This window comes from Stenotrophomonas sp. YJH_SMC_65, from assembly GCF_059369475.1.
Genome location: NZ_JCAFSR010000007.1, coordinates 115677 through 142330 on the forward strand (window position 1 = coordinate 115677; position 26654 = coordinate 142330).

Below are 26654 nucleotides of genomic sequence, written 5' to 3' on the forward strand. Positions count from 1 at the left end.
GCGCAGATGCCGGCCGCCCCATCGTACCTGAGCGAGCTTCGGAAGGCGCCTCAGCGGGAATCACATACCCAGTTCCGACAACCCCGGATGATCGTCCGGGCGACGCCCCAACGGCCAATGGAACTTGCGGTCGCTTTCCTTGATCGGCAGGTCGTTGATGCAGGAGAAGCGGCGCTGCATCAGGCCATCCTCTCCGAATTCCCAGTTTTCGTTGCCATAGGAACGGAACCAGTTGCCGGAGTCGTCGTGCCATTCGTACGCGTAGCGGACAGCAATGCGGTTTTCGGTAAAAGCCCAGAGCTCCTTGATCAGGCGGTACTCGAGTTCCTTGTTCCATTTGCGTGCCAGGAACTGCCGGGCTTCCTCCCGGCCGTTGGTGAATTCGGCACGGTTACGCCACTGGGTGTCGAGCGAATAGGCAAGCGACACCTTGTCGGCATCGCGGGAATTCCAGCCATCCTCGGCAAGACGCACCTTCTGCATGGCCGATTCAAGGGTGAACGGAGGAAGCGGCGGACGGGGCTGTTCTGCGGACACGGGGAGACCTCCAATAGAAATGGATATACGGGTTGCTTCAAAGGATCTGGCGTACCCAGGCGCTAACGCTTGGCCTGTTCCAACAACAGCTTTGCAACGTCCTTCGCGGTGTCTGCGGCGCCGTAATCACCCATCACGCGCGACAGGGTGATGGCGCCTTCCATCAGGATCAGCAGCTGACGGGCCAGGTCCGCCGGCTGCTCCACATCCAGTTGTTCGGTAAGTTCCAGCGTGTAATCGAGCAGCTTCTGTTTGTGATCACGCGCGATCTGCCGGATCGGATCGGTAGGATCGCCGACCTCGCCCGCGGTATTGATGAACGCACACCCGCGATAGCCCTCGGACTGGAACCAGTTCTTGAGCACGGTGAACATGCCGAGGATGCGTGCTTCCGGGGTATCCGCCTTCTCACACTCCTGCCGGAACCAGGCCAGCCAACGCACGTCGCGCGCCTTCAATGCAGCGGCGGCCACGTCGTCCTTGTTCTCGAAGTGGCGGTAGATGCTCTTCCGCGCCACGCCCGAGGTCTTCACCAGAAGGTCCATGCCGGTGGCGTGGATCCCGTTCTGGTAGATCAGCGCCTCGGCCGTGGCCAGGATCTTCTGTTGGGTGTCGGCGGTGACCTTGCTCATGGCTGCAAGGTAGAACGGGCGTTCTACCTTGTCAACAGGCGATCACGATCGATTCGTACGCGCACATCCGTGCAAGACGATCTATCAAGAAATCCGGACACTTCATCACCCGAACGCCTGATTGCAGGCGCAAAGTACGTCTCACCACCCACCCATGAGAGTTTCCGCATGAACACCTTCGCCCGTACCCTGGCCGTTGCCGCCCTCGCCCTCTCGGTCCAGGCCGGCCTGTCCGCGCAGGCCGCCGAACCAGCCAAGCCGGCTCCGGTAACCGCCATCGCGCGCACTGCCAGCTACATCACCACCGCCGACGGCGTGCAGCTGTACTACAAGGACTGGGGCCCGAAGGACGGCCCGGTCGTGACCTTCAGCCATGGCTGGCCGTTGAATTCGGACAGCTGGGAGTCGCAGATGATCTTCCTGGCCAACCATGGCTACCGCGTCATCGCGCATGACCGTCGCGGCCACGGGCGCTCCAGCCAGCCGTGGGACGGCAACGACATGGATCACTACGCCGATGACCTGGCCACGGTGATCAACACACTGGACCTGCACGATGTGACCCTGGTGGGCTTCTCCACCGGTGGTGGCGAAGTGGCGCGCTACATCGGCCGGCATGGCACCGGCCGGGTCAAGAAGGCCGTGCTGATCAGCTCGGTGCCGCCGTTCATGCTGAAGACCGCCGACAACCCCAACGGCCTGCCGATCGAAGTGTTCGATGGCATCCGCAAGGCACAGATGGATAACCGCGCGCAGCTGTACCGGGACATTCCGTCGGGCCCGTTCTATGGCTTCAACCGCCCCGGTGCGAAGGTGTCGCAGGGGCTGATCGATGCGTGGTGGGCGCAGGGCATGCAGGGCGGCCACAAGAACACCTACGATTCGATCGCCGCGTTCTCGGCCACCGATTTCCGCGCCGACCTGAAGAAGTTCGATGTCCCCACCCTGGTGATCCACGGTGACGACGACCAGATCGTGCCGATCGATATCTCTGGCCGCCAGTCAGCGAAACTGATCAAGGGCGCCAGGCTGATTGTCTACCCGGGTGCGCCGCATGGCCTGACTGACACCCACAAGGACAAGGTCAACCAGGACCTGCTGACGTTCCTGCAGGAAAAGTGAGTGGCCAGGGCTCCGGCGCGGTGCCGGAGCCCTTCTGTTGCCTGGCGCCCACCTTCATGGACGCGCCGCGGTCGGCATCTGGAATGTGAACACGGTGCCGTCGCTCTCACTCGACTGCACGTCCAGTGTTCCGCCGTGGGACTTGGCAATTTCCGATGCAATGTAGATGCCCAGGCCAAGCCCTGGCCTGGGCAGCTCGCCCTGCTCACGCGAAAACGGGCTGAAAATCGTCCCCAGCCGCTCAGGCGCAATGCAGCCGGCGTTATGCACATCCAGCGTGAGGCGATGGGATGCGGCCTGAACCCTCAGCGTGACTGGGGCGGAGCGCTCGCCGTGCTGGGCTGCGTTGGTCAGCAGGTTGGCCAGCAGCTGCGACAGCCTGCCGGTGTCGCAGACCACGCCACCTTCGATCCGCATCTGGACGTTGATGTCCTGCCGACCGGTAGCGATCGCCACTTCTTCTGCAACCTGTTCAAGCGCCGCCTGCAAGGTGTGGCTTTCCTGGAGCGAAACCGGAATGCCTCCTCCCAGCCGCCCCCTGGCGAAATCAAGCACATCACCGATGAGGCCATCCATCCGGGTGACGCCGGCGGCGATGTGCGCGAGCATCCGCTGCTGGCGCTCGGACGTTGCCTCAAGTTCCAGTGAATCGGCGGCCACGCTGATGGCCTGCAGCGGGCTGCGGAGGTCATGGCCCAGCACCGCGATGAACTGATCGCGCAGATCGGAAACACGCTGTGCCGTTGAAAGGGCTGTCTCTGCCTCCAGCAGCTGATCCTCTTTGTCGAGGTAGTTGCCAACGAGGTCGGCAAGCAGCTCCATGGATCGTTGGACATGCGCCTCATCGAAGTTGCCCGGCGACGAATCAATGGCACACAGGGTGCCGAAGAAACTGCCATCCGGCCGATGGATCGGCACGGAGGCGTAACTCTCCAGCCCATAGATCCTGGGCGTATGGTGTTTGGAATACAGCGGATGTGCACTGGCGTGCGCGAACACCACGGAGGTCGATGACTGCCTGATCTCGTCACAGAGGGTGGTTTCGAGGACCAGCTGCCCGCCCGGAACGAGCCCGAACCCCAAGGTGTCCAGGGTGGCGCAGGCGGTCCACGTGGTTTCTGTCACCCTGGCAATCGCGGTGAATCTTGAGCCTGTGATATGGGCGACGGTTTCAAGGATGCGCGGCACTGCTTCAATACGGCCGATCTCAGCGATGTCATTCAGCAGGTGGGGATCGGTCAGTGTGTGCATGTAGTGGCAGTCGGGCGCAGTGGTGCATCATCCCATGAATCCAGCCATGAACACTCAGTCCGCCCCGCCCCGTGCGTTGCGCCGCAGCGATTGCGGCGGCTGGCCGAAGGCGCGCAGGAAGGCACGTCGCATGCGTTCGGTATCACCGAAGCCCGTTTCAGTCGCCACTTCATCCATCGTGTAGCGGCTCTGCTCGATCAACACGCGAGCGGCCTCCACCCGCAGGCCCTCCACTGCCTTGGCGGGGGATTGCCCGGTTTCCTCGCGGAACGCGCGACTGAACTGGCGGGTGCTCAGATGCGCGGCCTGCGCCAGTTCTTCAACCGACAAGGTGGCGCGCAGATTGCGGCGTGCAAAGGTCAGCGCGTTCTGGATGCGATCAGACCGGGCATCCAGCTCGAGCAGCACCGAATGCTGGGACTGCCCGCCTCCGCGCCGATGGTAGATCACCAGCTTCCGGGCCACCGCCCTGCACAGATCCGCACCGAAGTCCTGCTCGATCATGCCAAGCGCCAGGTCCAGCCCCGCGCTCATGCCGGCGGAGGTCCAGATCGGGCCATCGGTGATGAAGATGCGGTCTTCCTCCACCTGCGCGGCGGGAAAGCGCTGCCTGAGCGCACGTGCGTGGAACCAGTGCGTAGTGGCGCGGCGCCCGTCCAGCAACCCCGCTTCGCCGAGAAGGAACGCGCCGGTGCACACCGACGCGGTCCTGCGCGTGCGTGCGGCCGCGTGACGGATCGGATCGATCAGCGCGCCGCTGGACGGGGCTGGCTCCAGCAGGCCGGCCACGATCATGGTATCCAGCGGCTGCTGCGCAAGCGGCGCTGTCTGCATGGCCATGCCAAGCGAGCTGGGCACCAGCCCGCCCTGTTCGGACAGCATGTGCAGATCGTAAAGGCGCGCGCCTTCGGTGGCATTGGCCAGTTCGAAGGCGGACGCCGCGGCGATCGCCATGGTCTGGAATCCGGCGGGCAGGACAAATCCAACACTGGGCATGACGGTTTTTCAGGGGTGGCCGTAAACGAGGTATATACGACATTTACGCCACGTACAAGCCGGCCTAGATTTCCCCTGACCCCGGCGACGTTCGCCGGTTCGGACTGACCTCTGTGAACGACCCTACCCATCACGGCACCGCACTCATCACTGGCGCATCGTCCGGCATCGGGGCGATCTATGCCGATCGCCTGGCCCACGCCGGCCATGACCTGATCCTGGTCGCGCGACGCGCCGACCGCCTGCGCCAACTGGCCGAAGCGCTGGCCCGCAGCACCGGCCGCACGGTGGACATCATCGCCGCGGACCTGACCACCTCCGACGGGCGTGCCGAAGTTGAAAAGGTCATTCAAGGCCGAGCGGATATCCAGGTGCTGGTCAACAATGCCGGCATCGGCGCTACGGCGCCCCTGCTGCAGTCGGACATCGGCGAGATGGAGCGCCTGATCACGCTCAACGTGAACGCCGCGATGCGCCTGGCCTACGCCGCAGCGCCGGTGTTTGTGGCACGTGGCCGGGGCACGATCATCAACATCGCCTCCATCGTCGCGCTGGCACCGGAGCTGCTCAACGGGGTCTACGCGGGAAGCAAGGCGTTCGTGCTGGCGTTCTCGCAGTCGCTCCACCATGAGCTGGCCGACAAGGGCGTGCGCGTCCAGGTCGTCCTGCCGGGCGCCACCGCAACCGACTTCTGGCACCTTTCCGGCCTGCCGGTGGAGCACCTGCCACAGGGCATCGTGATGAGCGCCGAAGACATGGTGGACGCGTCCCTGGCCGGGCTGGCGCAGGGTGAACTTGTGACCATTCCCGCGCTTCCGGACATCGCTGAGTGGGACGCCTTCGAGCAGGCACGCAAGGCAATGGCACCGGGCCTTTCGCGTGCGCAGCCGGCGCCGCGCTATGTGAGCGGCGCCTGATCGCCGAACGGCTTGCAGATGCCCGGCGTGGTGGAATGCGATAGCCGGGGATGACGTCGCTACAGCGCCAGTTCCCTGGCAAGGAACGGCGCCGTCCTGCTGCCCTTGGCGCGGGCCACCTGACGTGGCGTACCCTTCGCCACGATGGTTCCACCTGCGCCGCCTGCGCCCGGGCCGACGTCAATCACCCAGTCGGCCTGTGCGACAGACCGCATGTCGTGCTCGATCATCACCACGGTGTTTCCCGCGTCCACCAGCCGCTGCAACTGCACCAGCAGCCTGTCTGCGTCCAACGCATGCAGGCCGGTGGTGGGTTCGTCCAGTACATAGAGCGTGCGGCCGCGTTGGCTGCGCTGCAGCTCGGTCGCCAGCTTGATGCGTTGCGCCTCGCCCCCTGAAAGCTCCGTGGCCGGTTGGCCGAGCCTGAGATAGCCCAGGCCGATCTCCTGCAGCAGCTGCAGCGGCCGCGCGATGGCTTCCTCACCGGCGAAAAATGCCTGTGCCTGGTCGACCGTCATCTGCAGGACTTCGGCAATGTTGCGGCCGTTCCACAACACCTTCAGCGTGGCCTCGTTGTAGCGGGCGCCATGGCAGGCGGGGCATGGCGCATAGACACTGGGCATGAACAGCAGTTCGACGCTGACGAAACCCTCGCCTTCGCAGGTCTCGCACCGGCCCTTGGCCACGTTGAACGAGAAGCGACCTGCATCGAAGCGGCGGCGTCGCGCGTCGGGGGTCGCGGCGAACAGCTTGCGGACGTGATCGAACAGGCCGGTATAGGTGGCCAGGTTGGAGCGTGGCGTGCGGCCGATCGGTTTCTGGTCCACCTGCACCACGCGCTGGATGGCATCCACGGCTCCGGCAAGCTGGCCCCGCGTCGCTTCGATCACGGTTGGCCCGTCCTCGGGCGTACTGTCGGCGCTGTCGTCCACGGGCTCGTGCCCCAGGTGCAGCAGCATCAGCTCGGGCAGCGCCTGCGCCATCAGGCTGGACTTGCCCGATCCGGAAATGCCGGTCACTGCGGTCAGCACTCCCAGCGGCAGCTGCGCGTCCACGCCCTGCAGGTTGTGGCGGTGGATGCCCTTCAGCTCCAGCCAGCGGTCGGCGCTGCGTTGCCGGCTGGCAGGCGCAGGCACCTGGTCGAACAGGTACCGCGCGGTGCGCGAGTCCTCGATGCGGCGCAGGCCGTCGGGCTCGCCACTGTAGAGAACGCGCCCGCCGTGCTCGCCCGCTTGCGGTCCCACGTCCACCAGCCACTGTGCACGTCGCATCAGGTCCAGATCGTGTTCAACGACGAACACCGAGTTGCCGCCATCGCGCAGCCGGTCCAGCGCGTCGTACAGCGCCTGGCTGTCGGCCGGATGCAGGCCGGCCGAGGGCTCATCGAGCACGTACAGCACACCAAACAGCAACGAGCTGAGCTGTGTGGCCAGCCGCAGGCGCTGCAGTTCGCCGGCCGACAGCGTGGGCGTGGCGCGATCCAGCGAGAGATACCCCAGGCCCAGCTCGCGCAGCTGCCGTACCCGCGCCATGACCCCACCCGCCAGTCGCTGCGCGGCCAGGCGTTTCTCCTCCGACAGGGCCGAGGTCAGCCGCACATCGGGCGCGCCTTCGTGGGTCGCGTGGCCACTTGCTGCCCGCTTGGCGCGATCGCGGGGCGTCGCACTCCTGCGGGTGCGTGCGCCGTGGCTGTGTGCACTGAAGTCGCCCTGCGCGATGGGCTCGAGCAGCCCGGCCAGTTGATCCAGCGGCAGCCGCATGAACTCGCCGATGTCCACACCGGCAAAGGTGACCGAAAGCGCTTCGGGCTTCAGTCGCTTGCCCTTGCAGGCGGGGCACAGCTTGCCTTCCATGTAGCGCGAGACACGCTTGCGCATCAGCGCGCTCTGAGTGTTGGCGAAGGTGTGCAGCACGTAGCGGCGGGCGCCGGTGTAGGTGCCCATGTAACTGGGCTCCAGCTTGCGCTTGAGTGCGGCACGCGTCTCGGCAGGCGTGAAGCCGGCATAGACGGGCACGGTCGGCGTGTCCTCGGTGAACAGGATCCACTCCCGGTCCTTCTTCGGCAGCTTCTTCCACGGCACGTCGATGTCGTAGCCCAGGGTGACCAGGATGTCGCGCAGGTTCTGGCCATGCCAGGCCGGCGGCCAGGAGGCGATGGCGCGCTCGCGGATGCTCAGCGACGGGTCCGGCACCATCAGCGCTTCGGTCACTTCGTAGACGTGGCCCAACCCATGGCAGGTGCTGCAGGCCCCCTGCGGCGTATTGGGCGAGAAGTCCTCGGCGTACAGCATGGGCTGGTGGGCCGGGTACGCGCCTGCACGCGAATACATCATGCGTACCAGGCTGGACAGCGTGGTCACGCTGCCCACCGATGAACGTGCGTTGCTGGCACCGCGCTGCTGCTGCAGGGCCACCGCCGGCGGCAGGCCGTCGATGGCATCCACGTCGGGCACGCCCGCTTGGTCGATCAGGCGGCGCGCATACGGTGCGACGGATTCGAAGTAGCGCCGCTGGGCCTCGGCGAAGACCGTGCCGAACGCCAGCGAGGATTTGCCCGAACCCGATACCCCGGAGAACACCACCAGCGCATTGCGCGGAATGGAGACGTCGACGTTCTTCAGGTTGTGCTCGCGTGCGCCGCGGACCTCGATGCAGCCGCTGGCTGCGGCAGCGCATGACGACTCGCCAAAGGGGGTGTTGGACATCTTCGCGATCCTGCTACCAATGAGTGGAATACATGCATGCGCACACGGGCGGCTATTGTCGCTGCTGCAGGGTGAATGGAGTGAGGGGATGTTGATTGCGTGCAGCGTCGGAACACCAGGTGGCCGACGCCAACCGCGCTATACGGCTGATTGTTAACCTGCATTGGCTGAAGGCTTGACGCCACGTTGCCGCACCCTTGATGCAGCCGCTCACAGTGCGGCTCCTATGCTGGGCCCGCCACTACGGCAGTGGGACCCACCTGGAGATTCACCATGCAACGCGATCAGAAAGACCTGCCCCACCCGGACCCGGAAGCACAGCGCACCGATCCGGTCAGCCCGCTTCAGGCCAAGCTGCATAACCATCGCAATCATGACGAGGCGTTGCAGGAGACGTTCCCGGCCAGTGACCCGATCTCGCCCTTCGTCGCAGCCCCGACGCCCGACGAGCAGGCCGCGCGTCTGGGTGAGCGGGTCAAACTGCCAGACCGCCGGACGGATGAGGAGGCCGGCGGAGGTGAGCAGTGATCCGGCGCGGCTTTGCGCGCGTCGCGGCGGCCACGGCGCGGTTGTCCGGCAGTCTTGGGGCGTTCGTCGCGGCACTGGGGGTGATCATCGCCTGGGCCGCCAGCGGGCCGGCCTTCCACTTTAATGACACCTGGCAGCTGGTGGTCAACACGGGCACCACCATCGTGACGTTCCTGATGGTATTCCTGATCCAGCATACCCAGAACGCTGACACCGCTGCGCTGCACATCAAGCTGGATGAGCTGATCCGGGTCAGCAAGGACGCCAACCAGGAGCTGCTGAACCTGGAATCGATGGAGCCGGCCCATCTTGAAGAGATACGCCAGCGCTACGAGGCACTGGCGAAGACCGCTGCAGACATCAAGTCCAAGAAGGAGCGCTGCATGCCCTGCGAAGCTGATGCAACCGCCGAAGCCTGAGGTCACCGCTGCGGCGGCGGCCTACAGCGCCGCCGGTGTGAGGCCCTGCCTGGCGGGGCCCTCCAGCAGGGCCCCGGTGGCGGAAAAGCGGCTGCCGTGGCACGGGCAGTCCCATGTGCGTTCATGGCCATTCCATTGGACGACGCACTTGAGGTGCGGGCACAGCGCCGACATTGCGTGCAGCTGGCCATCATCATCGCGGTAGATCGCGGTGCGCTCTCCGCCCACGTCCAGCAGCGCACCGCACCCGCGGCCCAGCTCGCTGGGAGCGCGCGACGACGCGGTTCCAAGGCGATCGCCCACCATGTGCCGCGCAACCGTGGCGTTGGTGCGGGCCCAGCCTGCAGCCGAGCGCAGCGGAGTAAAGCGCATGGGGCTGAGCAGCTGCTCGATCTCGCTGGTCGTTCCCGTGATTCCCTCCGTGATCGCGCGCGCGGCCACGCCCGCCCAGGTCAATCCGTCCGGCCCATAGCCGGTAGCGACCCATACATTGTCGTGCGCGCTGCTGCCGATGTAGGGCAGCTGATCCGCGGCCCGGAACTGCTGCGCGGACCAGCACAGCGGCTCGCCCTGCACGCTGAAGTTGCGACGCGCGTCGGCGACCAGATGCTGGGCCGGATCCATCGCCGGGGTTTCGCCAGTGCGATGTGTCTCCCCGACCAGCACCAGCCAGTCGCGGCCATCAGCGCCATGCACCCCGCGCAGCGAGCGGTGCCGGTCGGCGATCCAGTGAATGCCTGCCGCTGGCGGATTGGCCACCGGTACCGCTACGCCGTATTCGCGGTACACCTCCATCTCGGCCTGCACCAGGTTGAATCCTGCTGGCGAGTGGGTGGCCAGCACAAAGTGCCTGGCATGGATGCGGGCACCAGGGGCCGTCGCCACTCCGGCTGAAGCCTCGATGCGGGTGATCCGGGTCCAGTCGTGGATGCGCACGCGGCCCACCAGATGACGGGCCAGTTCCCTGCAGAACGCCGCCGGATGCAACTGCGCCTGGTCGGGAACGCGGAAAGCGTGGCCCAAGGTGAACGGCAGCCCGGATTGGCGGTGCTCGCAATGCAGGCCAACGCGTTGGTAGGCCTGCAGCTCGCGTTCGAACTGCGCCGTGGCCTCGCGCGAACGCTCCTGCACGCCGTACTGCATGGCCACGCGCTCGAAGCCACAGTGCAGATCGTAGCGGTGGACCAGTGTTTCGATGGAACGCAGCGCGTGTTGCCGCCACTGCACGACACGACGTGCCGTGTCACCGCCCCAACGCGCGATCAGGTCTGCCATCCGGGACACGGGAGCGTAAAGATTGCCGGTTGACATCACCGTGTTGCGCCCGCCGATGGGGCCGGCATCCACCACCACCACATCCAGGCCGCTGTCGGCCAAGCGGGCGGCGGTCAACAGGCCGGTCATGCCTGCACCGACCACGAGCACGTCCGCGCGCGTGGCCCCGGCGAGAGGGCGGAAGCCGTGCGGATCGGAGTCAGCTGACCATAAGCTGGCGCGCGGGGACGGGTCGGCCATGAAAAGGATCCTTGCAGGTTCATCGGAGAGCCTTCCCTGATACGCCCTGCCGGGTGAAACGACGGTGGCGTGCCCGTGCAGGAAATCCTCACGTGCGTGGCAGTGCCGCGGTGAGGATCAAGACGGGGTGAGTGCCGCATGGACACGATGCCTGCGTCGCCTGTGCGAACCGCGACCCTCTGCTTGCAGCGTGGTTGCTAACTTGGCTGCATGGAGGGCCAGGCAGTGAGCACGCACCTGGAAATCGACCTGATGATCGCGCAACTGGAGGAAATGCTGCCCACCTGGGCGGCGTTCTATCCCGAGCCGCAGTTCATCCGCATGCTCGCCGAGGCGCTGGACTACATCGCTGCCAGTGCTGACCCGGATGCCCGCCTGTACTGCGTGATGCGCACCGGGCACCTCGATTCGTGCAGCGGCGAGATCCCCTGGGCGGCGCGGTATGGAGACCGCTAGGCCGATCGATCACGCCGCGACGGCATAGGGTTCCACCAACCTGGCCAGGACATCCATCGCCGTCTCGGTTGGCGCATCGTCACCGGTCCGCTGGGCGAACCCTGACCAGTCTGCGCGGGCAAGACTCTTCAACTGCTCGGGTTGCGTCGGCAGCCAGCGCATCGGCCAGAACGGGAGACGCCGGTTGCCTACCCTGCCGCGCTGCAGTTCGATCAGTCCCGTGTGGCTTGTAGCACCGAGTACCCGCGAGTACGCCACATTCAAGCCATCTTCGGGTCCTTCCATGTACTGCAGGAAACGGGCGCCATCGAACAGCAGTACGCCGGTAACGCCGGCATTCCGGTTGAAGCGGGAGGCATCATCGACCAGGTCGTCCAGCTTCCCGCTGCGCAGGCCCAAAGGATCACCCGCAACGGCCGGGCCCGCTTCACTTATGTATGCGACTGCCCTGATCGGCATTGGCTGCTCCTGTAGCGAATCCCCCCAGATTCCGTACCGCAAGCATAGGCCAACCGCGCCGACGATATGTTCCGGCCCCGTGTATTCTGCGAATCAGTTGGGTTCGGGCTGACAGACGGTACGCAGCACGGGCCTGGCCTACGGGTCTGCCTGGGCCCATCGGGCGAGATTCTGCTTCACTTCCGCGATGCCGGCCCAAGGGTCCTTGCGGCGACGTCTGAGCTTTGCGGGCACGTCCTTGATCGTGAAGGCGTCGGCGCGCTTGAGTTTCGCCAGATCACCCCAGGCGATCGGCAGTGCCACCGGTGCGCCCGGCCGGGCGCGCAACGAATAGGACGCGACCGCCGTTGCACCGCGCCCATTGCGCAGATAGTCGACGAAGATCCGCTTGTTGCGCAGGCTCTTGGTGGCGGTTGCCAGGAACCGCTGCGGTTCGGACTGTGCCAATGCATCGGCGAAACCCTTCGCAAAACGCTTGGTCAGGTCCCAATCGCACCCTGGGTTGAGCGGCACGACCACGTGCAGGCCCTTGCCGCCGGAGACTCGCAGGAACGATTCCAGCTCCAGCTGCGCCAGCAGTTTCCGGATGTCGGTTGCCGCTTTCTTGACTTCGGCAAAGGGCACATCCGGTCCGGGATCCAGATCGAACACCACCCGGTCGGCCCTGTCGGGCGCCTCGGCGTGGCTGCCCCAAGGGTGGAACTCCAACGCGTTGAACTGCACCAGTTCCAGCAGGCTGGCTGCGTCCCGCACCACCAGGTAATGGGCGTTGATGCCGCTTTCCTCCTTCAGCCGTACCGAATCGACCAGCGCCAGCCCGGCCGTATGGTGTTTCTGGAAGAAGCAGGGCTTTGCGGTGCCACTGGGGCAGCGGATGATCGACAGCGGACGATCCACCACCTCGGGCAGGAGGTGCTCCATCACTGCTGCGTAGTAATCCCACACGTCCTGCTTGGTGTAGCCGTCGCCGGGAAACAGGATCTTGCCTGGGGACGACAGCACGGGGGGCGCGCGATCCGTTGCCGGCGCCCTTTCCACCCGGCGCCCACGCCGCGCGGGCGCTTGCGACCGCGCTGCGGCGGGGGCCGCTCCGGCGCGATCGGAATCGGCGAGGTCGGCGATATCCTTGTCCGCCCGCACCGCCTTCAGCGACGCCTGGCGCAACAGTTGCTGCCCACCGATTCCGCGGTAGAAGACCTCCACCACGAAACGCGGTTCGAACCAGGTCGCAGCGCGCAGATCGGTGTCCTGCGTGGGCACGTACGCGGTTGGCTTGCGGCCGCCGCCGCCCTTGATGCGCTTGCTGATGTCGCCAATCAGTTCATCCGAGAACCCGGACCCGACGCGCCCTGCGTAGAGCCAGCCATGCGTTGCGTCTGGCCGGGCCAGCAGCAGCGAACCAAAGCCGGTGCGGCTGCCTTTGGGTGTGGTGTAGCCCACCACCGCGAACTCGTCGCTGGCCAGCTGCTTCGTCTTGCGCCAGTCCTCGCTGCGGCCGCTGTGGTAGCTGCGATCGGCGCGCTTGGAGATGATGCCTTCGAAGTGCCGCTCACCGGCCAGTCGGTAGGCCTGGTCGCCATCCCCCTGTACATGCGAACTGAATGCCAATGGGCTGCCCTGCCCCTCCAGCACCGATTGCAGCAGGGCCTTGCGCTCCAGCAGGGGCGCATCGGCGACATCCACGCCATCAAGATGCAGCAGATCGAACAGCGCATACGTCAGGACGCCTTGCTTCTCGCCGGAAAGCGTGGCCTGCAGCAGGTTGAAGTCTTCCTTGGTGCCGGCGCCGGCGATCAGCTCGCCGTCCAGTGCCGCCGAAGTCAGGCCCAGGGCCGCGATCGCGTCACGTATTTCGGGAAGTTTGGCGGTCCATTCCAGCGCGTTCCGTGACCACAGCTGCACGTTGCCCTCAGCCACCGTAGCAAGGATGCGGTACCCGTCCCATTTGATCTCATGCACCCACTGCCCGCCCTGGGGCGGCGCTTCGCCCAGCTTGGCCAACTGCGGCTCAAACGGCCCGGACGGCGCTGCCGCCCTTTTCGCCTTGCTGAGCGCCAGGGCCTTGTTCGACCAGTTCTTCCGCCGGGCGCGTCTGGCAGGTACCGCCGTCAGCCGCTTCTTCGCGGCCTTGCCGGCACCGGCACGCTTCAGATCCTCCGGTGGCGCTTCAGCGACGCCCCCCAGCAGATCGTCTGCCTCGATATCGCTGGCAAATTCGTCGTCGTCCTTGAACAGCAGCCACTGTGGCTGGCGCGCGGGCTTTCCCGACCGGACCAGATGCCAGCCGCCTTTCAACTTGGTACCGAACAGCTCGAAGCGCAGATGGCCCTTGGCGAGCTGGGCTTCCGGATCGCCCTGCGTGGCCCATACACCGTGGTCAAACTGGGCGACATGGCCGCCGCCGTACTGGCCCTTGGGAATATCACCCTCGAACGCCGCGTAGTCCACCGGGTGGTCTTCCACTTCCACCGCCATGCGCTTGACCTTCGGGTCGTAACTGGGGCCTTTGGGCACCGCCCAGCTCTTCAGCGCATCGCCAACCTGCAGGCGGAAGTCATAGTGCCTGCGGCTGGCATGATGCAGCTGCACCACGAAAATGGCGCGCTGGCCTTTCGGCAGCGCCTTGCCCGGCTCGGGCTCCTTGGTCTGGTCAAAACGACGCTTGCGGCGATACTCGACCAGGGACATGGCCAGCTCCGCGCTATTTGCCCAGGTGCTTCCGGACAGCAACCGCCGTGGGCCCGACTGCCGCGACGGCCGCGCGAAGTTCGTCGGCGGACACGCCCAGCGTCGTGGTCCAGTACCGCAGTTCGTAATCCTCATTGACGTTGATGCGGTCCCGGTCCGGGCTGCCGGCGTTGTTCTTGTCATCGCTCATGGGAGTCTCCAGCGTGATCGGGGGTGAACTGACCGTACCGGCCATTCCATGGGCACGGAGCGATGCCACTGTGAAGCCATGGCGAAGGCCGCCGGCACGGCGTCCTGCCGATGCGCGAAAGACGCTGCTTCGTGAAGGCAGCGCGCAGGGTCCGCGTGGGAATTCACATGCCGCCTTCACTCCTTCCCCGCCTGATCGCAACCGGACGGGACCTACTCTGGGCACTCCATTCACAGCGGAGCCCAGCATGGCTATCAAGACGGCGGAAGATCTGTTCATCCACGAGCTCTCGGACATCTACAGCGCCGAGAAGCAGCTGACCAAGGCGCTTCCGCGCCTGGCCCGTGCGGCCGATAATCCGGATCTGGCCGCAGCGTTCGAAACGCACCTGGAAGAAACCCAGGGGCAGATCGAGCGCATCGACCAGGTGGTCGAGGTGCTCGGCATCCGCCTGAAGCGCATCAAGTGCGCGGCGATGGAAGGCCTGGTCGAGGAAGGCAAGGAGGTGATCGACAGCATCGACAAGGGGCCGGTGCGCGATGCTGCCCTGATCGGTGGCGCGCAGAAGGTCGAGCATTATGAAATAGCCTCCTACGGCACCATCGCCGCGCTGGCCAAGCAGCTGGGCTACAAGGATGCCCTGCCGTTGCTGCTGGAGACGCTGGAGGAAGAAAAGGCGACCGATGAGAAGCTGACCCTGCTGGCCAAGGGCGGCGGCAATGCCAAGGCCGCGCAGGCCGCCTGAGTCGAATCGCATGCCCCTCGGCCGCCATGGAAGGCGGCCTCAGGGTGGGTAGAGCACCTGATCGTTTGGGCAGAAGAACGTGCGTCGCCGCGTCGTACCCATGTACAGCTTGCTGATGGGGCCACCGCAGAGCGGGCACACCTTTCGCGTATGCACCTGCCAGTGCTTCTTCAATTCGAAGCGCCGTTTCCATTCCAGGAAGTCGAAGCTGTAGGCACGGGCCTGGTTGATCAGGGCGGTGAGCTTGCGCGGTGGCAGGTCGCCCAGTCGCGTGGCCGGATGCACGCGGATGCGGAACAGCACCTCATTCTTGATGATATTGCCGACGCCCGCGAAGATCGTCTGGTCCAGAAGCGCATCACAGACCAGGGTGTCCGGCAGTGCCTTCAGCTTGCGCCGGGCCAGTTTTGGATCCCAGGCGTCGTTCATCACGTCCGCCCGCCAGTCGTAGACGTCGTCCAACGGCTGGTCGATCAGTCGGACGGAACACGCGTAGAAATTCAGTTCCCCGTTGTCGAATGCCAGCGACACCCGTGCAGGAGCTGGCTTCCGTTCGTCGATGCGCCAGCTGCCGAACATCATCAGATGGATGCGCAGCGTGTGGTGGCTGAACTCCAGCAGGAAGTGCTTGCCCCAGCTGCGAACCGCCTTGACCCTGCGTCCCTGCAGCGGTGACAGGTCGATGCGGCTGTTGCCGGAGACGCCGCGCACGACGTGACCCTTGAAGCGGGTGGCGGCTTCGCGCAGCAGGACAATGGACGGGCCCTCAGGCATGCGCGTTCTCCTGCAGCAGTGCCTGCAGGTGCAGGGCGTTGCCGGTCGCGTGGCCCAGCGCGGTGTTGTCCAGTACGCACCAGGCGCGGCGCTGCGCAGCGGCTTCACGCTGCAGGTGCTGGGCCAGCCCCGCCAGCGCCTGTTCGCTGTAGGGGCTGCGATAGATCTGCGGCTGCCCGTGCCAGCGCCAGTAGCTCCACGTGCGGTCACCGCCCGGGACAGCTGCTGCCGGTACCCGGGCCGGGTCAGCCGCGACCCGTGCGATGCCATGGTCGCCCAGCAGCGTATCGACCTCCGCAGTGAACCAGCTGGGATGGCGCGGTTCGCAGGCGACATCAACCGAGGTGCGTGCGCGCAGTCCGTGCAGGAATGCCTTTACGGTTGCCGGCTCATACGCCAGGCTGGGCGGCAGCTGGAGCAGCAGCGGCCCCAGCCGGTCCCCCAGCGCGATCACGCCATCAAGGAACAGCGCCAGCGGCTGCATCGCGTCGCGCAGCCGGCGTTCATGGCTGATCAAGCGCGGCAGTTTCACCGCGAAGCGGAAACCCGCGGGCACGCTCGCCGCCCACCGGGCGTAGGTCGCCGCCTGGTGGGGGCGGTAGAACGAGGAATTGATCTCGACCATCGGCAGGCGGGTGGCATAGCGCTGCAGTACGCTGTCGCCTGCGCCGAACGCCGCCTGCGCCGCGCGCGACAGCGACCAGCCTGCGCAGCCGATCCGTACATGTCCTGGCGTGCCCGGGGCGGCGCCTGCGCTCATCGTGCTACCGGTCCGTCCGGCTCCAGCAACCGGCCATCGCCGGCGCTTGGCGGCGCCTGCGCCACCGATTGCAGTCGATCAAGCGCACTGGTGCCAGGAGCGAGCGCGGAGGCGCTGCGCACGAAGCCGGTCCAGTCGGAGATCGCGATCTTTCCCAGCGCCAGCTCATCCACGCGCACGCTGTGCATGCGCCAGTGCGGGAACTGCCGCCGCCCCACCCTGCCCCGGTTGAGTTCGACCAGACCGTTGTGGCTGCCGGCCGCCAGGATGCGGGTGTACGCCGCGCTGACACCGGACTCCGGGCCTTCGAGATATTGCAGGAAGCGCGTGCCGTCGAACAGGAGGACGCCGGTCACATCAACCGACTCGTTGAACAGCATCGCGTCCGCGACAAGCTGCTGCAGCCGTTCTGCAGTCAGGTTTCGGGTGGCTTCACTTACATATGCAATGGCACGAAGAGGCATGACAGCACCGGGTTGTTGCAGATGGCTCTACCTTAGCGGTGCGGATCAAACGCGCGGTGACACCGGCGTGGAGGCGGCGTTGAACCTGTACGTGCCAACGCCGCGCTGCGTTGACACCCGGCTCGAGCACCACGACCGGCATGCCGTGTCTTCCGCCGATGGATTTGCTTTCGTGGAGAATGCATGAGGAAGCGCGTGCCTGCGCATGACATCACGTTGGCGGTGGTGCCACCGCCGTCTAGCGGCGGATCTGGAAGATGGTCGCTGCCGCCAATCGGGCGGCTCACTCCAAGGAGACTTTCCATGGCCAACCAGAACCAGAACCAGGGCAGCAGCAACCGCGGCTTCGCTTCGATGGACGAAGACAAGCAGCGCGAGATCGCCGCCAAGGGCGGCCGCGCCGCGCATGAGTCGGGCAACGCCCATGAATTCAGCTCTGAAGAAGCGCGCGAAGCCGGTCGCAAGGGCGGCGAAGCGGTGAGCCAGGATCGCCAGCACATGGCCGACATCGGCCGCGAAGGCGGCCAGAACAGCCATGGCGGCGGCAACCAGGGTGGCAACCAGGGCGCTCGTCAGCAACAGCAGGAACGTGGCGGCAACAACAACCGCGGTGGCCAGCAGCGTTGATCGAGACTGACCGGTTGCACCCCATGTGGGCGGACAGCGTGTCCGCCCACTTTTTTTCACGCGAAACGTGGGGCGGAGGCCCGCCCCGGCCTGTCCCGCGTCAAGGCTCCCGTGGCGGCAGGTCGAGCGCACCGGCGCCCGGCCCGGCGCCCAGTTCGGCACCGGTTGTCGGCCGTGCTTCGGGATCGGAAAGCGTTCGCAGGGTCATGGCCTGCACCGCCGCCTGCTCGCGTGGGTCCAGGCCCACCGTGGCGCTGCCGTCACCGCCGTCCACAGCGGCCTGGGCCTCGCGGTCGCTGACCCGCTCCCACAGCTCGCCGCTGTTCCAGCTGCCCAGCAGGTCATCGGCGCCGTCGCCCTGCGACATGTCCATGTACAGGTCGGTAAAGGCGGGGTCACCCGGCTGCTTGCCCGGCGGGAAGTTGGGCTGGATGCTGTGCAATGCCTTTTCGAAGGACTTCTGGTGGGCGATTTCGCGCGTCATCAGGAAGCGCAGTGCGTCCTTGATGCCTGGATCATCGGTCACCGTGATCAGTCGTTCGTAGACCAGCTTGGCGCGGGCTTCGGCGGCGATGTTCGAGCGCAGGTCGGCGGTGGGCTCCCCGATCGAATCGACGTAGGCCGCCGTCCACGGCACCCCGCTGGAATTGACCAGCGCCGGGCCGCCCCCATACAGGATCTGTTCGGTATGGCTGGTGCTGTTCTGGCCCAGCAGCCGCATGTCCTCGGCTTCGGCAAGACCCTCGGACTGGATGGCCTTCGGGCCGCGGTTGAGCATGGCGATGATGGTGCCGATGATCTCCAGGTGGCTGATCTCTTCGGTGGCAATGTCCATCAGCAGGTCCTTGCGGCCCGGATCGCATTCACCGAGTCCCTGGGTGAAGTAACGCATTGCAGCCGCCAGTTCGCCTTGGGGGCCGCCAAACTGTTCCAGCATGAGGCTGGCAAGCTGCGGGTTGGATTCGCGCACGCGCACGGTGTACATCAGCTTCCTGTGGTGGAAGAACATGGGACTGTCTCCTGTGTATGGCAGGCGGGATCGGGATCAACGCTTGGCTTGGGCGCCAGGCGTTTCGTCACGGTTGAGGAAGGCGCCGACCAGGCTGTCCTGGTGCTCTTCCAGCCAGCGCGCCATGGCGATCTCTTCCTGCAGGATCTGGCCGCACACGGCCGCGATATCCGGCGCGGCGGCCCGCTCGGCCGCGATCACCAGTGCCCGGTAGGTGGCGATCTCGGTGTTCTCGAAGCCAAAGGAGATGCCGATGCTCTTGACGACCTCGTCCTCCATCAGGGTGTTGCCGGCAGCGTGGATCGCTGCGGTCATGCTCGCGAACAGCCCCTTGGCGGTGGGCACGCTTCCGCCGAGCGCTTCAATGCACTCGCGCAGGGAGGCGGCCTGCTGCTGCGTCTCCAGTACGTGCTGGCCGATGCGTGCGGCAAGATGGGGATAGTTCTGGATGCGCGAAGCCATGGCCTTCATCATGGTCTCCGCCTCCTGCTCCATGGCGTAGGCATCCTGCAGCCATTTCAGCAGGCGCTCGCTGCGGACGGTGTTCGGGTCTGCCATCACGGTCTCCGGTAGTGGGGCGACATGCCTCCGGAGACCATGGTGGCGAGGCAGCAATCACTGCCCCGTCGGCCGGCGTGAGCCGGCGGGCGTGCGCGCTGCACCTGGCGCTGATGCGGCCATAACATCCGCTGTTGCGTGGCAACGCCTGCCGCGAACTCAGGCGGGCATCGCGCCGGACACTACAGCGCTGCCGGCGTCGCGACGGGGGCTTGCTGCGGGTGCGCGCGCGCCTGCGGACGCCTTCAACGCCTGGATCACCCGGTGCTGCGCACGGTGCGCGCCACCTTCCACGCCCACGACGTAGACAAAGCGGCCATCGAACTTGGCCTGGGCACCCTCCAGCACGTCATCCTCCTGCAGGGCGCGCTTGAGCGACTTCATCCATGCCCGTTCGGGGGTGCGATCCAGCTCCACGACGATCGCAGCGCCGCCGCAATCCAGGGACATGCACTCCACGCGCAATGCGCAGGGGGCGGTGGGGTCGGTGGCGGATCGAGGCATGGTCATGGCTCCAGTGCTGGGGGACGGCGGCAGTATCCATGGCCGCCGCCAACGCGCCGTCAAAAAAGGCGCACCGCCTTCCACGCCGCATCGACGGCATGGAGCACCTTCGCGGGGCGGCTTCGCGCTGGGCTGACACGGCCCACGCGCGCCGTTGATGCAATACAGCACACACTGCAGTTCCCAAGGCAACACAGGCATGCGCGCATGCAATCGGAAATGGACCAGCGCAGGTGCAACCTGCTGCTGGTTGAAGACCAGCTCGACCTGGCTGCACTGATGGAACAGGCGCTGGAAGACGGCGGCGGCCGGGTGACCCACGCCTACAGCGTGTTCGATGCGCTGGGGCTGCTGGATACGCAACGTTTCGATGGCGCGGTTCTGGATGTGGAGCTCCGCGATGGCGTGGTGTTCCCGGTGGCCGATCGACTGGCGGAACTCGGCATTCCCTACCTGTTCGTCTCTGCGGTCTATGACCAGCTGGTGCCGCTGCGCCACCGCCGCGCAACCTTCGTGGCCAAGCCGTTCCACATCGACCAGTTGCAGGAAGCCGTCCAGCAGGTCGTGGGAGACGCCTGCGCGCCCCCTGCCACGCATTGAGCGGCAGACGCCGGGATTACGCCAGGTGTGGGGCTACCACCTGCCCCAGCTGGCGCAGCGCACCACCGCGGGAGAGCCCGCTCCAGTTGCCACGAGCGACGCTGCGGATGTCGGCAGGGTCGGTCCAGAGCAGCCGCATCGACCAATAGGGAAAGAACCGGCCGGACACCCTGCCCCGGCCCAGCTCAAGCAGTTCGCAATGGCTGCGGGCACCGAGGATGCGGCTGTACACCACGTTGATGCTGTCTTCCGGTCCCTCCATGTACTGGAGGAAGCGGTGCCCATCGTAAAGAAGCACACCCGTCACGCCTGCTTCGAAGTTGAAGCGGGCAGCGGCCCTGGCGAGGTCGTCCACAGGGTCCATGGAAAGCCCCGGTATCGCCTCACTTGCGTAAGCGATTGCGCGGAGGGGCACGTTGATTCCTTCTGACGCAGGAAGTGTCCTGCCCTTCCATGATGCTGCCCTTGCCGTAGCGCCAAATGAGGCGGTTCACAACCTGCCTCGCTCCATCCTCTCCCCTGCGGCACACTGCAGTAACAGGTTTCCGGCTCAGGCGGCCTTTGCGTAGGGCTCGACAATCAGCAGCAGCTTGCCCATCGCCGTGGCATCGGCCTGTTCGGTCGCTGCCCGCTGGATGAAGCTGGTCCAGTCGGCACAGGCAATCTCGCGCAGCTCATCTGCAGTGACGGACAGGCAACGCATGGGCCAGAACGGCAGCCGCCGCTGGCCGACACGCCCCCGCGCAAGTTCGATCAGGTGGATGTGACTGCTGGCGCCGGCGACACGGGAGAAGGCCACATCCAGTCCATCGGCAGGGCCCTCCATGTACTGCAGGAAGCGTTCGCCGTCGAACAGCAGCACCCCGGTCACCCCTGCGCCCCGATTGAAGCGCGCGGCATCGTCCATCAGCGCTTTCAGACGTTCCGGCGAGAATCCACTGACGGCCTCGCTGACGTAGGCGATGGCTCGATTCGGCATGGTGCCACTCCTGCTCTCCCAGCGCTTCACTCTAGGACGGGCATCGTGGCGAAACCGTAAACGCCAGCCGGGAAAACATCACATCATGCCCAATTCAGCGTGGTTTCCGAGGCGCTTCCAGGTACCGCCATCCGCCGATCTGCCGCCGTGGCGGGGCGCGCACCCTCCATTCCGGCCAGGTAGGCCGAGAACCCTCCGGTCGCGCGTCCCACCAGGCGGGCACTGGTCATGACGATGGGGGCGCCGGCCCACCTTACGTCAGCGCCGAGGCATTGCAGCCTCCTCACCAGTGCAACATCCTCTCCACAGCGCAGGGGAGCAAATCCCCCTGCCGCCAGATAGGCCTGGGCGGAGACGCCGAAATTGGCACCGTGGATGCGCCCATGATCGTCGCCCCACTGCTGCCGTTTCTGGAACGCGCGTCGCAGGCGCTTCTCCGTCCTGGAGGTGGTTGCTATGTCCACCAGTCCGCAGAAGGCGTCGCACCGGCCCTCAAGCTGGGCAACCAGCCATTCGGGAGGTACCTCGCTGTCGGCATCGGTGCTCGCCAGCCATCTCGCACCGCGTCCGAGCAGCTCAGCGGCGGCCGCTGCCCTGGCAACGCCGACGCAGCGTGCTTCCAGGCGCACCGTATCGACCCGCTGCTGCTGGCAGATGGACGCGGTGGCATCCGAGCAGCTGTCCAGTGCAACCACCACCTGCACTGCTTCGCCGTGCAGCCCGGGATGCAGGGCTGCCCTTCGGATCGATTGCAGGCAGCGCTCCACGCTGGCTGCCTCGTCATGGGCCGGAACCAGGATGCCGATCATCGCAGGCCCTCGTTGCGGGCCAGCGATAGTGCGCTGCGCGTCCAGCCCTGCAGCACGAAGTCCGCATCACGATAGTGGAAGGCTTCGTGCAGGCCTTGGCCAAGGCACCGATGCACGACGTCGGTGCGACTTGCGCGCCCATGGAACGAAGGCAACCAATGGCAGGCGACCAGCAGTCCGTCGTTGCGAAGGGCCGAATCGATGCCGGCGCGCAGCTCGTGTAGCGCTGCTGCACCCAGGTAGTAGCCCATTTCCCCGCAGACGATCAGGTCGAAGCGGCCCGGCGGCCATTGCTCGGGATGGCTGGCGCAATGGATCTGCACATGCGGCAGGTGGGCCAGGTTGCGGCGGGCCCGGAACGCTGCGCGTGGGCTGATGTCGGTGGCCAGCAGGCGCTCGCAGCGGGCGGCCAAGGCCTCGGTCAGCACGCCGTTGGAGCATCCCAGCTCCCAGCCCCGAATGAACTGGCGCTGGCTCAGGCTGGCCAGCAGCAGCGCACGCTTGCGTTCTTCATACCATCGGCTGCGATAGCCGAAGGGATCCTCCTGCTCATGCAGTTCATCGAAGTACGGTTGCGCGCTCATGCCAGGAATACCTCGTAGTTCCGGAAGAATCGGGTCAGTACATGTGCGGGCAGCACCGGCGGGCTGTTCAGTTCCGGCACCTCGCCGGTCTGGGTCCGGAAGTGCGCGATGGCGTTTCGTTTTGCGGCAGCCACTGCTGAAATGTCGATCAGCCTGGGAACCTCCCACGCCATGTGTGCGCAGGCGGGGTCAAGCCAGTGCCAGCCCCACACCGGGTACTCCAGGCGTCGGCAGCCCACTGTCCGCACCGCCCTGCAGGCAGCACGCCCTGCGGCTTCATGATCGGGATGCCCATCAAAGCGCCAGGGTGCCAGGACCAGGTCGCTCGGCTGGAGGTGCTGCTGCAGCCAATCTTCCAGGCCCTGTTCGTGCGCACTGACCGCGCCGTCGGCGATGCCGAGATGAAACGCGGATCCAGGCCGGATACCGAGTTCGCCCAGCGCTGCGGCAAGCTCGGCGCGTCGCGCCGAGCGCAGGCGTTCTGGCGTCCACCAGTGCTCGTCCGGATAGCACGCTTCGCCATCAGTCACGGCGACGACGCGTACCTCCATGCCCTGCTCCGCAGCGTGACGGAGCAGTCCACCACAGCCGAGGATCTCGTCGTCTGGATGGGGTGCGACCACCACGACGCGATCATGGCCGGCGCACAGGGCATTGGCCGATGTTGCCGGCCGCTGCCACAGCCAATCGCAGCGCAGCCATGCCTGCTCCTGCGTTCCCTCCCCCTGCAGGGGTGTCCTGGCTACAGCGCCCATGTCGCCTCCTGGCTCGCCCGCTGGCCGCCCAGCCATTCCCAATCGCGATCTGCGTGGTTCTGCCGAAGGAACACGGTCAGGTCCGCGCAGCGACGGGCGTGGGCATCTTCCAGGCACATCGGCGCCGGGCCCAGTGCGCGCCCCGCCAGATCCAGGACACGCGTCGCCGCGCGCTCGACCACGCAGCGCAGGCGCACGACCTCTTCGCGGTGCGCCGATTCCGGCGCGGCGTCGATGCGCGCCGCCACTTCGCGAAGCAGCGCCGCCGCCGGGCCCAAGGCGAGGTCCACTTCACCCAGTAATCGCGCGCGATTCCCCTCGGTGCAGGCTGGCCGCATGCGCTCGGCCAGGGCGGCCGCCGCGCCGAACCAGACTGCCGCGATGCCCGCACCGCCGTGCCAGAAACCCGGTCGCTGCAGGTACTCATCGCGCGTTCCCAGAAGCGCCATCGGTGCGCCGTCGAATCGCACCGTGGTGGACGGAACGCCGGCCATGCCAACGGCCGGCCAGGGCTCATCTGCAAGCGTGCGCCAGTGCGTCGCTGCAACCTGGCACAGCCACACGCCCTGCGCGTTGCGGACGGTTACCAATGCCGCATCCACCCACGCGCTGCCGGAACACCAGGGCTTGTCACCATGGAGCTGGCCGTGGGCATCGAAGCGGAGTGTGCTGGCTGGACCTTCCGCCGCCCAGACCGCCAGTAGCTGGCCTTCAGCCAGGGCGGGCGCGTTCAGTTCGGCAATGATCGCCTGGGCGTCGTAGTGCGCCTCAAGCACTTTGGCCAGGCACAGGTCTTCCGCCCCCCATGCCGCCAGCGCCTGCCACCGCTGCAGCGTGCGGCCGCTTCCGGGCAATGGCAGGTCGGGCCGCTGGACCACTAACTCGCGAGCGCGGCCCTCCAGCGGGGATGGCGACGTCACATGCTGCATGAAGGAGCCTGAAATGGAGAGACATGTCGAACGTAGGCCGCAAGCGGTCACATCGCTGTCTGGGAGGTGTAGCCGGCGCATGAATTCTCTGCGCGATGATCCTCACGCGCTCGCTTGCCTGCGCTGCCGTCGTGCGCGCAGGCACTGCAGCAACTCCCACAACCATGGCAGCACGACCACGCCCAGCGCCGGCAGCAGGACCAGCCACCAGACGCCCGGTGCTGCAGGCTTCACTTCGAGCGACCACCGGGGGTGGACCTGCCAGCCCACCCAGCCCAGCAGGACCCACGGCGCGGCATCGAGCACGCTGTGCACATGCTGCTCTGCCGGGCTGATGCGTCGTCTACCGTCCGCGCTGACGGTGTCGAAGTAGCCGGCGATTGCGTGCGCGAGGACCAGAAGTGCCAGAAACGTGACGAGCGACAGCGTGTTTTCCAGCAGGAGCCATGCGAGCACCCCGCTTCCGATCAGCAGCAACTGCACCCCATGCAACAGGCTTTCGCGCATCGCAGAGGTATGTGGAAGGTCGGTCCGCCGGTGAAAATGGAAGTCCAGCCAGCCGGCAGCCAGCCACAGTGCGTAGACACCGGCGGCAATCGCGCTCATGGCAGCATGCTCAGGGTGTCAGTACGATCTTGCGGCAGTCGTCATCCTTGGCATCGAATATCGCGTAGCCCTGCGCAGCGTCGGCCAGGCGCATCCGGTGTGAGATGATGTCACCCGGATCCAGCTTTCCTTCCATGATTGCGTCGAGCAGTTCCGGCATGAGTCCCTGAACATGGGTCTGGCCCATCTTGAATGTCAGACCTTTGTCGAACGCATCACCCAGCAGAAAACCATGGATGAAGCCGGCATAGACGCCTGGAATGCTGACCACGCCGCCACGGCGCGTTGCCGCGATGCATTGCCGTATCGCCACGCCACTGCTGCCTTCCAGCTTTACAGCGGTCAACGCTGACTCCAGCGCACTGCCCTCGGCCTCGAAGCCTACGGCCTCGATGCAGGCGTCTACGCCCCGCCCACTGGTCTGGGTAAGGATGTAATCGGCCGGGTCTTCTATCTCCTTGAAGTCGATGGGGGTCACGCCGTAAGCACGGCGTGCATAGTCCAGGCGGTAACGGAGGTGGTCGACCATGAAGATGGTCTCTGCTCCCAGCAGTCGGCAACAGGCCGCGCTCATCAGCCCAACCGGACCGGCGCCGAAGATGGCCACCGTCGAGCCGGGCTTCACACCCGCGTTCAGCGCGGCCTGATAGCCGGTCGGGAGAATGTCAGACAGGAACAGCACCTGCTCATCGGCCACGCCTTCCGGAATGCGCAACGGGCCCACGTTGGCCTTCGGCACGCGTACGAATTCGGCTTGGCCACCGGCTACGCCGCCATACAGATGGCTGTATCCGAACAAAGCAGCTGGAGGCAGCAGCCCTTTCTGGTTCAGCGCCGCGCCCTTGCCAGCATTGGTGGTCTCGCATGCGGCATATTCGGCCAGCCTGCAGTGGAAACACTCACCACAGGCGATCACGAAGGGAATCACCACGCGATCGCCCGGCTTCACCTGGGTCACGCCGCTGCCGACCTCTTCCACCACGCCCATGAATTCGTGGCCCAGTACATCGCCATCGTGCAGATCAGGAATCTTGCCGCGGTAGAGGTGCAGGTCCGAACCGCAGATGGCGGTGGCGGTCACCCGCAGTATCAGATCGTCATCCGCCGCCAGTACCGGGTCGGGCACAGTCTCGACGCGCACATCCCTGCGGCCGTGATAGGTCAATGCCTGCATCGTGCTGCTCCAGGAGCTCGGGCCTTCAGCATCGCAAGGCCGCCATCCGGCTGCAGTGACATCCCGGTGTGCGCGGCGTTCATTCTGCAGCGTCGTGGCGTTAACCCGGCGCGGTGCAGGCTTCACTCTCTCGCCGCAGGAGCTGCCCATGAACGACAAACTGCCCTTCAATCCAACGACGGATGTGGACGATCAGTCAAAGGCGCACACGCCGGACAAACGGCGCAACGATCGAGCCAGATGGAAGGAGCACGACATGCCCGACGACGGCGATGGCCCCAAGGCGGTACCGGAGGACTACGAGCGCCCTGATCCCGATCCGACGGGGAAGCGTTGAGTCCGCCTCACATTCCGGATGCGCA

The 26654-nt window shown here is 65.9% G+C and carries 32 protein-coding genes; 9 read left to right on the forward strand and 23 right to left on the reverse strand.

The window, feature by feature from the left end:
* Positions 1-60 precede the first annotated feature (60 nt).
* Positions 61-483, reverse strand: coding sequence for a nuclear transport factor 2 family protein (locus tag AC5P7A_RS14590; RefSeq protein WP_014647156.1), 423 nt, complete (start codon positions 481-483; stop codon positions 61-63).
* Positions 484-599: 116 nt separating this feature from the next.
* Entirely contained in the window at positions 600-1169 is a 570-nt protein-coding gene (locus tag AC5P7A_RS14595) for a TetR/AcrR family transcriptional regulator (protein WP_495220259.1), read from the reverse strand.
* 168 nt (positions 1170-1337) lie between these two features.
* Between AC5P7A_RS14595 and AC5P7A_RS14600 the strand changes: the two genes are divergently transcribed.
* A complete protein-coding gene (locus AC5P7A_RS14600) occupies positions 1338-2291 on the forward strand; it encodes an alpha/beta fold hydrolase (RefSeq protein ID WP_049407332.1) in 954 nt (317 codons plus the stop codon).
* Between the two features lie 54 nt (positions 2292-2345).
* On the opposite strand, the gene AC5P7A_RS14605 is transcribed toward AC5P7A_RS14600, so the two are convergent.
* Entirely contained in the window at positions 2346-3542 is a 1197-nt protein-coding gene (locus AC5P7A_RS14605) for an ATP-binding protein (protein WP_164109255.1), read from the reverse strand.
* 54 nt (positions 3543-3596) lie between these two features.
* Positions 3597-4496, reverse strand: coding sequence for a GlxA family transcriptional regulator (locus tag AC5P7A_RS14610; protein WP_229653766.1), 900 nt, complete (start codon positions 4494-4496; stop codon positions 3597-3599).
* Positions 4497-4651: 155 nt separating this feature from the next.
* On the opposite strand from AC5P7A_RS14610, the gene AC5P7A_RS14615 reads away from it, so the two are divergent.
* The gene (locus tag AC5P7A_RS14615) at positions 4652-5455 is read left to right on the forward strand and encodes an SDR family NAD(P)-dependent oxidoreductase (protein WP_495220260.1); all 804 of its coding nucleotides are present in this window, start codon (positions 4652-4654) and stop codon (positions 5453-5455) included.
* 59 nt (positions 5456-5514) lie between these two features.
* Here AC5P7A_RS14615 and AC5P7A_RS14620 read toward each other — a convergent pair whose 3' ends face one another.
* Positions 5515-8160 carry an excinuclease ABC subunit UvrA gene (locus AC5P7A_RS14620; protein ID WP_495220261.1) on the reverse strand — a complete coding sequence of 882 codons (2646 nt, stop codon included), beginning with the start codon at positions 8158-8160 and terminating at the stop codon, positions 5515-5517.
* 273 nt (positions 8161-8433) lie between these two features.
* Here AC5P7A_RS14620 and AC5P7A_RS14625 point away from each other — a divergent pair, with 273 nt between their 5' ends.
* Together AC5P7A_RS14625 and AC5P7A_RS14630 are read left to right on the forward strand one after the other, a co-directional pair.
* The gene (locus tag AC5P7A_RS14625) at positions 8434-8688 is read left to right on the forward strand and encodes a hypothetical protein (RefSeq protein ID WP_164076882.1); all 255 of its coding nucleotides are present in this window, start codon (positions 8434-8436) and stop codon (positions 8686-8688) included.
* On the forward strand, positions 8685-9107 hold the full coding sequence (locus tag AC5P7A_RS14630) for a low affinity iron permease family protein (RefSeq protein WP_014647164.1): 423 nt from the start codon (positions 8685-8687) through the stop codon (positions 9105-9107). The genes AC5P7A_RS14625 and AC5P7A_RS14630 overlap by 4 nt, the downstream gene beginning before the upstream one ends.
* A gap of 21 nt (positions 9108-9128) precedes the next feature.
* Here the strand turns inward: AC5P7A_RS14630 and AC5P7A_RS14635 are convergent, their stop codons facing one another.
* Positions 9129-10622: an FAD-dependent oxidoreductase gene (locus AC5P7A_RS14635; protein WP_329767807.1), complete on the reverse strand. Its 1494-nt coding sequence runs from the start codon at positions 10620-10622 to the stop codon at positions 9129-9131.
* A 225-nt stretch (positions 10623-10847) separates the two neighbouring features.
* Here AC5P7A_RS14635 and AC5P7A_RS14640 point away from each other — a divergent pair, with 225 nt between their 5' ends.
* The gene (locus AC5P7A_RS14640; RefSeq protein WP_126412214.1) at positions 10848-11078 is read left to right on the forward strand and encodes a hypothetical protein; all 231 of its coding nucleotides are present in this window, start codon (positions 10848-10850) and stop codon (positions 11076-11078) included.
* A 9-nt stretch (positions 11079-11087) separates the two neighbouring features.
* Here the strand turns inward: AC5P7A_RS14640 and AC5P7A_RS14645 are convergent, their stop codons facing one another.
* From AC5P7A_RS14645 to AC5P7A_RS14655, 3 genes are all read right to left on the reverse strand, one after another.
* Complete coding sequence (locus tag AC5P7A_RS14645) at positions 11088-11537, reverse strand: BLUF domain-containing protein (RefSeq protein WP_126412216.1); 450 nt, start codon at positions 11535-11537, stop codon at positions 11088-11090.
* Between the two features lie 138 nt (positions 11538-11675).
* Complete coding sequence (gene ligD, locus AC5P7A_RS14650) at positions 11676-14225, reverse strand: DNA ligase D (RefSeq protein WP_495220262.1); 2550 nt, start codon at positions 14223-14225, stop codon at positions 11676-11678.
* A gap of 13 nt (positions 14226-14238) precedes the next feature.
* On the reverse strand, positions 14239-14415 hold the full coding sequence (locus AC5P7A_RS14655) for a DUF3606 domain-containing protein (RefSeq protein ID WP_014647169.1): 177 nt from the start codon (positions 14413-14415) through the stop codon (positions 14239-14241).
* A 247-nt stretch (positions 14416-14662) separates the two neighbouring features.
* Here AC5P7A_RS14655 and AC5P7A_RS14660 point away from each other — a divergent pair, with 247 nt between their 5' ends.
* On the forward strand, positions 14663-15160 hold the full coding sequence (locus AC5P7A_RS14660) for a YciE/YciF ferroxidase family protein (RefSeq protein ID WP_180834663.1): 498 nt from the start codon (positions 14663-14665) through the stop codon (positions 15158-15160).
* Positions 15161-15199: 39 nt separating this feature from the next.
* Here the strand turns inward: AC5P7A_RS14660 and AC5P7A_RS14665 are convergent, their stop codons facing one another.
* Genes AC5P7A_RS14665 through AC5P7A_RS14675 form a run of 3 tightly spaced genes read right to left on the reverse strand, consistent with a single transcriptional unit; the run spans position 15200 to position 17158 of the window.
* Positions 15200-15934 (reverse strand): DNA-formamidopyrimidine glycosylase family protein, encoded by a 735-nt coding sequence (locus tag AC5P7A_RS14665; protein ID WP_495220308.1) that lies wholly within the window; start codon positions 15932-15934, stop codon positions 15200-15202.
* A complete protein-coding gene (locus AC5P7A_RS14670) occupies positions 15927-16694 on the reverse strand; it encodes a DUF72 domain-containing protein (RefSeq protein ID WP_329767810.1) in 768 nt (255 codons plus the stop codon). Before AC5P7A_RS14670 ends, AC5P7A_RS14665 begins: the two co-directional genes overlap by 8 nt.
* Positions 16691-17158 (reverse strand): BLUF domain-containing protein, encoded by a 468-nt coding sequence (locus AC5P7A_RS14675; protein WP_075076905.1) that lies wholly within the window; start codon positions 17156-17158, stop codon positions 16691-16693. The genes AC5P7A_RS14670 and AC5P7A_RS14675 overlap by 4 nt, the downstream gene beginning before the upstream one ends.
* A 303-nt stretch (positions 17159-17461) precedes the next feature.
* Between AC5P7A_RS14675 and AC5P7A_RS14680 the strand changes: the two genes are divergently transcribed.
* Positions 17462-17785, forward strand: a complete 324-nt coding sequence (locus tag AC5P7A_RS14680; protein WP_014647174.1) for a KGG domain-containing protein — start codon at positions 17462-17464, stop codon at positions 17783-17785.
* Positions 17786-17885: 100 nt separating this feature from the next.
* Here AC5P7A_RS14680 and AC5P7A_RS14685 read toward each other — a convergent pair whose 3' ends face one another.
* The 3 genes from AC5P7A_RS14685 to AC5P7A_RS14695 form a co-directional block, all read right to left on the reverse strand.
* Positions 17886-18794, reverse strand: coding sequence for a manganese catalase family protein (locus AC5P7A_RS14685; protein WP_046430681.1), 909 nt, complete (start codon positions 18792-18794; stop codon positions 17886-17888).
* A gap of 36 nt (positions 18795-18830) precedes the next feature.
* Complete coding sequence (locus AC5P7A_RS14690; protein WP_053494316.1) at positions 18831-19352, reverse strand: ferritin-like domain-containing protein; 522 nt, start codon at positions 19350-19352, stop codon at positions 18831-18833.
* 159 nt (positions 19353-19511) lie between these two features.
* The gene (locus AC5P7A_RS14695; RefSeq protein WP_100450505.1) at positions 19512-19856 is read right to left on the reverse strand and encodes a hypothetical protein; all 345 of its coding nucleotides are present in this window, start codon (positions 19854-19856) and stop codon (positions 19512-19514) included.
* 207 nt (positions 19857-20063) lie between these two features.
* Here AC5P7A_RS14695 and AC5P7A_RS14700 point away from each other — a divergent pair, with 207 nt between their 5' ends.
* Complete coding sequence (locus AC5P7A_RS14700) at positions 20064-20456, forward strand: response regulator (protein WP_014647178.1); 393 nt, start codon at positions 20064-20066, stop codon at positions 20454-20456.
* A 16-nt stretch (positions 20457-20472) separates the two neighbouring features.
* Here AC5P7A_RS14700 and AC5P7A_RS14705 read toward each other — a convergent pair whose 3' ends face one another.
* The 8 genes from AC5P7A_RS14705 to AC5P7A_RS14740 all read right to left on the reverse strand — a co-directional run bounded on the left by AC5P7A_RS14705 (position 20473) and on the right by AC5P7A_RS14740 (position 26292).
* On the reverse strand, positions 20473-20871 hold the full coding sequence (locus AC5P7A_RS14705; protein WP_180834660.1) for a BLUF domain-containing protein: 399 nt from the start codon (positions 20869-20871) through the stop codon (positions 20473-20475).
* 135 nt (positions 20872-21006) lie between these two features.
* Positions 21007-21435: a BLUF domain-containing protein gene (locus AC5P7A_RS14710; RefSeq protein ID WP_069116770.1), complete on the reverse strand. Its 429-nt coding sequence runs from the start codon at positions 21433-21435 to the stop codon at positions 21007-21009.
* Positions 21436-21518: 83 nt separating this feature from the next.
* Entirely contained in the window at positions 21519-22244 is a 726-nt protein-coding gene (locus tag AC5P7A_RS14715; protein ID WP_049439714.1) for a glycosyltransferase family 2 protein, read from the reverse strand.
* On the reverse strand, positions 22241-22828 hold the full coding sequence (locus tag AC5P7A_RS14720) for a class I SAM-dependent DNA methyltransferase (RefSeq protein ID WP_329767811.1): 588 nt from the start codon (positions 22826-22828) through the stop codon (positions 22241-22243). Before AC5P7A_RS14720 ends, AC5P7A_RS14715 begins: the two co-directional genes overlap by 4 nt.
* Complete coding sequence (locus tag AC5P7A_RS14725; RefSeq protein ID WP_032955969.1) at positions 22825-23583, reverse strand: PIG-L deacetylase family protein; 759 nt, start codon at positions 23581-23583, stop codon at positions 22825-22827. The genes AC5P7A_RS14720 and AC5P7A_RS14725 overlap by 4 nt, the downstream gene beginning before the upstream one ends.
* Entirely contained in the window at positions 23571-24512 is a 942-nt protein-coding gene (locus AC5P7A_RS14730; protein WP_329767812.1) for an acyl-CoA dehydrogenase, read from the reverse strand. Before AC5P7A_RS14730 ends, AC5P7A_RS14725 begins: the two co-directional genes overlap by 13 nt.
* Before the next feature lie 102 nt (positions 24513-24614).
* Entirely contained in the window at positions 24615-25118 is a 504-nt protein-coding gene (locus AC5P7A_RS14735; protein ID WP_401746101.1) for a hypothetical protein, read from the reverse strand.
* 10 nt (positions 25119-25128) lie between these two features.
* Positions 25129-26292: a zinc-dependent alcohol dehydrogenase gene (locus AC5P7A_RS14740; RefSeq protein ID WP_481439358.1), complete on the reverse strand. Its 1164-nt coding sequence runs from the start codon at positions 26290-26292 to the stop codon at positions 25129-25131.
* A 148-nt stretch (positions 26293-26440) separates the two neighbouring features.
* Here AC5P7A_RS14740 and AC5P7A_RS14745 point away from each other — a divergent pair, with 148 nt between their 5' ends.
* Positions 26441-26629: a hypothetical protein gene (locus tag AC5P7A_RS14745; RefSeq protein ID WP_014647187.1), complete on the forward strand. Its 189-nt coding sequence runs from the start codon at positions 26441-26443 to the stop codon at positions 26627-26629.
* The last annotated feature ends 25 nt before the right edge of the window (positions 26630-26654 follow it).